Raw genomic sequence first — 5,694 nt, forward strand, 5'->3', positions numbered from 1 at the left:
AGTTTCAAAAATGAGAATTATTATTGAAAATATTTTTGCTATTCTTNNAANATTTAATTTAATTGCTTCAATTTATAATTTGCAATTATTATAGATAGCATAGAAGATGTATTTAAAATTAAATAATTTAAATAAAAAAGTCATTTTTCGTTGTAGGAAAATATTAAATTTTTAAATAAAAAACATAATTAATTAAAATTATAATTTGCTATTAGTATTTTTTTAAAAATATTTACAATTATTTTAATAGGTTATGCAAGAAGTCTATTGTTTAAATTTGCAAGAAAACCCAACCAAGTATCAGGCACAAGCAACGGATATTGTGATACAGTTAAATAAGAAANANANTTNNNANTATATTTCTGGAAAATTTGCTTTTAAGGGTTATGTAAAAGCTATCAAATAATATTTTCATTTTATTAAAAAGATTAACACGATAAAAAGTTAATCTTTTTTATTTCATATGATAATTTATAATAAAAATTATTTTGATTTTAAATTTTAATTTGTTGCAGTTTATATTATAGTTTCCATACTAATAAAAAATAAAAAAATTTGCTAATTATAAATAGTTTTTCATAAATTAATAGTATAATTTAAATACCTTAAAGCACAAAATAATTTATTTTAATCAAAAACAGCAATCATTAGGAGATTATAAGATATGGCCAAACAAAAGTTAACTAAATGGTATTATAACAATTTAAAGGTTAATAATTGAAATTTATATGTTGCTGTTTCTGAACAAGGTGTAACTTTTATTGGTTCTAATAACAAAGGGTTTAATGAATTAGAATCTTGGTTGAAGAAAAAGGGACCAAATATTTTATTAATTGCTGATCAAGAAGGAAAAACGAACCTTGTTATGGAGCAATTAACGGAATATTTAATTGGAAAACGAACATTTTTTACTTTAGCGTTTGATTTCACTGGTACTTTGTTTCAAAAAAAGGTTTGAGCAGAAGTTGCTAAAATACCATATGGAACAATAACTTGTTATGCTGATATTGCACAAAAAATTGAACATACACAAGCAATGCGAGCTGTGGGGACAGCAATTGGCAATAATGCCATCACAATTCTTGTTCCCTGTCATCGTGTTTTAGGCAAAAATAATGCTTTACGTGGCTATCGTGGTGGGTTAGAAATGAAAGCATCGTTATTACAATTAGAAAATATTTGATAATTAGTATTTGTTATTTTAAATTTATGCTTTGTTAAAAGTAGTTTTTATTGCAATTAATTTTATTTTTAATTAGTATGTTGATTATCAACAATAAATTTTTAATATATTAAAAGGAGAAAAAATTATGGGAAAGTTTCATACAATAGCAAGTAGTTTATTAGTGTTTGGAACTATTAATATGACATTTGTACCTACTTCTAGTTTTATTAATCAAAAGGGATATATTACAGAACTATCACCAACAGCAGTTTCATCACTTGACGAAAATGATTTTATTTATTCAGGCTATTTATTACAGTATTTTATTTATAAGTCTTCCAATATTAACCAAAACAAAACAGTAAAAATGATGGAAAACAATATTGTTACTAATAAAGATATAATTTATAATACTAAAACTAATATTAATAATGTGAGAATCGATACGAAAGAATTATTTGAAATGTCATTAATGGCCTCGATTATTAATACTAGTATTTATGGAATGAAAACTTGGAAAGAATTTTTTGCCGAAGCATATTTAAAATGAATGACAATGCCAAACGAAATGAAAAATAAAAGCTGAGAGATTTTAAATAATTTTTTTATTGATATTTATACTCCGCTTCAAAAAGAGAATTTTGGTTCCCGAATTACTTCTTTACAAAAACAACGTGCTAAAATTGATCAGTATGTTGCAAAGTCAAATATTAGTTATAATACTAATTTAACAACTAAACCAATTGATGCAGTTGATTTAAAATATTTTTTGCCATCTTTTGAACTTGGTTTACAACAATTAATTCCCAAAAATAGGAAATTATGAGCACGGAATTATACTTTTAATGCTCTTAAAACAAGTTTAATTATGTGGCAGTCAAGTGGAACGCAAGATATTGAAACTAATAATGTTAGTTTTGACGGAAATATTCTACGAAATAGCATTATTAATAATGGTGAGCAGGATTTAACAACGGAATTAGGAAATATGATGAATGATTCATATACGTGAGCATCACAATCAGCGATTATAAAATTTAAAAATTTTATGAATACTAGTAAACAGCAATATTATTCATCATTTGATAAGTTAGATGAAGATTTAAAAAAGATAACAGAATATGAAAATAATTATTATCATGAAAAAGGGAGTACTATTTTCTTAAAAGATAGCGTGCAAGCAATGCAAAAATATTATCAATGAACTGATGAACTGATGGAGTTTCTTAAAGAACAAATTTTAAATTTATTTAATATGACTTATGCAATAACTGGTGACAATTTTAAATATTTTTTAACTGGATTTTTATTTTCTCCTGATGCACCATTGTTAGAAAAAAGTAGACAAACAGCAGCTTATACAAATTATTCTTTTCAATCATTACCATGGTCAAATCGTTTTATTTCAACTAAACGGGCTTATATCGTTATTTCTGCAAAAGAATTTGATAATGTTTTGCAGGGAAAAACTATTTCTGAATATTTAATTGGATGATGAAGCTCACCAAATGTTTTTTCTACTTTGAACCATGAGATGGGGCATGCTGTTGATGCTTACTTTGGAATGATTAAAGAAGCACGAAATGTTGCACCAAAATATTTTAAGAATCTTGTAAATAGTTTAGGAATTAAAGGACAATATATGGGTAACATTTTTGGCTATGATGATATTGCAAGTTATAATCAAAAGGTTAACATTATTAAAATTGTTTTAATTATTATGTTTGGTGCTTTTTGCACAAGTATTATTATTGCCGTTGTTTTAGGTACTAGTCGTAAGATTAGATCTCAAAAGAAATAGAAATGGTAAAAATGCAACAATATTGCATTTTTTATTTAAAAATAAAGGAGGAAAAAAATGAGTAGTAAAAAACAAATGACAAAATTTGGATTTATTGTTTCATCATTAGGTGCAGCAATTGGATTAGGGGTAATTTGAGGATTACCTGGTTATATTAATAAATATGGTGGATTTTATTTTTTTTTAATATATATTTTTGCATTATTAATTGTGGGAATTCCACTATTAATTTTTGAATTTAACTTAGGAAATCTTCGACATAAAAGTGTAATTAACATTTTTGATAAGGAAAGTGTTCGCTTTAGTCGCTTTATGGGTTGGTTTCAATCAACTTTAATGATTATTATTCCGATTTATTATGCTGTTTTGGTTGGTTATACTATTATTTCGATTGGAATTGAATTTAGTCCTACCTTGATTAGTAATGTTGATGGAAATATTTTTAATCATCAGATTTTACAACGTGGTGGTTTTGGCGTAACTAACAATGGTGGTTTTCAATGAATTGTATTTTTAGCTTTTTTATTTGTTGTTTTGTTAGTTGGTCTTGTCTTATTATTTGGAATTAGGGGAATTGAAAAAGTTAATAAGTTTTTTATGCCCTTATTATTTTTAATTATTTTAATTTTAGCAATTTATATTTTAACAGTTCCAGGGAGTCATCAAGGATTAGCAACGTTGTTTTTAACAAATAATTTAGAGAAATTAAAGCAAAGTCAAACATGATGTAGTGTTTTTTCCTTAGCTTTTTTTACAACATCATTAGGAATTGGAATGATGATGCGCTTTGCTGGTGTAGGTCCACATAATCAAGATAATGTTTCAAAAGCTTACTTATTAGTAATTGGAATTTTATTTTTATCCATTACTAACTTAATCTTTATTTTTGGTGCATCAGGAGCTATTGTTAATAATTTGGTTACTGATAAAGATGATATTTTATTATTTCAACAACAAATTGCTACTAAGTTTGGTAATGATTCAATGGTTTTTGTTTTTAATGTTTTGCCAGAAACTTTTCATATTATTAATCAAAATACTGTTGTGGGAGTTGGGAATTTCTTAGGAGTTTTATTCTTTTTAGCTTTATTTATTGCCGGATTAAGTACAACGGTTGGTAATGTTGAAGTTATTATGGATGCTATTGAAACACAATATGAAATTAGTAATCAAAAAGTAATTTGTGGGATTTGTTTAACAATTATTGTTGTTGGTTTATCACTAGTTTTTGAGAGTACATATCAGGTAATTAATTCCTTTCAATTATTAGCAGCAGGATTAGATTTAATTTTAGTATCTTTAGCACAAGTTATTTTCTTTGTTTGATATGCAAAAAAACTACATATTGTAATTAATTACAATAACCAAGTATCATGAATTAAATTAAATAAGTTATATAAAATTATGATGTATTATTTAATTCCACTTATATTAGTTGTTATTGTTGGTTTTTCAGTTTATGATTTTATTATTAGTTGTACAAAAAACGCTTGATATATCTCAGTATTAGCTTTTGTGTTAGGTATTTTTGTACCAGTCCTAGTTGCAAGTCTGAATAGTTATTATGGCATAAAACGAGAAAAAGGAGGACAGAAACCATGTTAGTTACCATCGCCATTGTTGTTTTATTAGTTTTAGCAATTTTATTAGCAGTTGCTTTTGGCTTTTTTATCTATAAAGATTGACAACGTAGCCAGCATACATTAGAAGTTGATCAGAAATTAGCATTAGAACATAAGTTAGAAGAAGATTTAGAACCAAGTTTAGATCATAAAACTAATGAAAGAAAGTAAATTTATTATTTTTTAATTATCATGCTGTTTTATAATTTCAATTAATTCTATTGATGATGAGCAATTTTTTATACTAGTTAAAAATTCTTTTTTTGCAAATAGTTTAGCAATCGATTGAAGTAATTCTATATGTGAAAAATTATCTTCTGCAACAAGAAAGAGCTAAGCAATATTTAATATGGTATTTGTCTTCTTTTTGAAATTTAACTGGAATTTTAAAATATGTAAAACTTATTCCAGTTTTTAAAATTGTTGAGTAAGGCATAATATGCAATAATGCTAATTTGAGTTCCACAACATAATAAGGACCTAAATCATTTGTTATTTCAATAATTTTAGTGGGAAAATCAGTTTTAACATAATTATTTGTAATTAATAATTCAGATGCTAATTCAATTGCTTGTTCTCATTTATTAATTGGTTTTTCAATATATTGTAATAATTTTTCATTAAATATTTTCATTTTTTATAAACTTTTCTATTTTTTTATTATTTTTATTATAGAAAAAAGATGGTAAAGTACAAGAAAATTAATTGTTTTTGTATTTTTTTATTAAAATACAAATTTTTTGAAAATTTAATACATTAGACTTCTTGCATAACCTATTAAAANNNNTGTNAANATTTTTAAAAGACTAACTGGTCTAAAATGTATATGGTACCTCACATATTTATGTATTATTACACTTATTAGTGTGAGTATTTAATAAAATTACGAATTTATATCATTTTCCTTACCTCTACTAAACAAAAATAACGTTCGATGTGCTACAGACGACAATTTTATAAAAAGAAAAAACTCCTATTTTAAAAAGAATAATCAATATANNNNTTGGGCGATGTGAGGTACCATATACATTTTAGACCAGTTAGTCTTTTAAAAATTTTAACACAGCTTCAGTTGGTGTTAAAAAATTTATGCTTTTATGTCGCCT

General features: G+C 24.9%; 6 protein-coding genes. 4 read left to right on the forward strand and 2 right to left on the reverse strand.

Going from position 1 to position 5,694, the window contains the following annotated elements:
- Positions 1 to 664 precede the first annotated feature (664 nt).
- The 4 genes from BST80_RS03730 to BST80_RS03745 all read left to right on the forward strand — a co-directional run bounded on the left by BST80_RS03730 (position 665) and on the right by BST80_RS03745 (position 4,759).
- Positions 665 to 1,186, forward strand: coding sequence for a methylated-DNA--[protein]-cysteine S-methyltransferase (locus BST80_RS03730; RefSeq protein WP_415746020.1), 522 nt, complete (start codon positions 665 to 667; stop codon positions 1,184 to 1,186).
- 124 nt (positions 1,187 to 1,310) lie between these two features.
- Entirely contained in the window at positions 1,311 to 2,966 is a 1,656-nt protein-coding gene (locus BST80_RS03735; protein WP_415746021.1) for a hypothetical protein, read from the forward strand.
- Positions 2,967 to 3,023: 57 nt separating this feature from the next.
- Positions 3,024 to 4,571: a sodium-dependent transporter gene (locus BST80_RS03740; protein ID WP_415746022.1), complete on the forward strand. Its 1,548-nt coding sequence runs from the start codon at positions 3,024 to 3,026 to the stop codon at positions 4,569 to 4,571.
- On the forward strand, positions 4,565 to 4,759 hold the full coding sequence (locus BST80_RS03745; RefSeq protein WP_114565330.1) for a hypothetical protein: 195 nt from the start codon (positions 4,565 to 4,567) through the stop codon (positions 4,757 to 4,759). Before BST80_RS03740 ends, BST80_RS03745 begins: the two co-directional genes overlap by 7 nt.
- Before the next feature lie 12 nt (positions 4,760 to 4,771).
- Here BST80_RS03745 and BST80_RS03750 read toward each other — a convergent pair whose 3' ends face one another.
- Both BST80_RS03750 and BST80_RS03755 read right to left on the reverse strand, forming a co-directional pair.
- Positions 4,772 to 4,888, reverse strand: coding sequence for a hypothetical protein (locus BST80_RS03750; RefSeq protein WP_400248693.1), 117 nt, complete (start codon positions 4,886 to 4,888; stop codon positions 4,772 to 4,774).
- Between the two features lie 10 nt (positions 4,889 to 4,898).
- On the reverse strand, positions 4,899 to 5,222 hold the full coding sequence (locus tag BST80_RS03755) for a PTS sugar transporter subunit IIA (RefSeq protein WP_415746023.1): 324 nt from the start codon (positions 5,220 to 5,222) through the stop codon (positions 4,899 to 4,901).
- Positions 5,223 to 5,694 lie beyond the last annotated feature (472 nt).

This window comes from Spiroplasma sp. Moj (genome assembly GCF_016082285.1).
GTDB lineage: Bacteria > Bacillota_I > Bacilli_A > Mycoplasmatales > Mycoplasmataceae > Spiroplasma > Spiroplasma phoeniceum.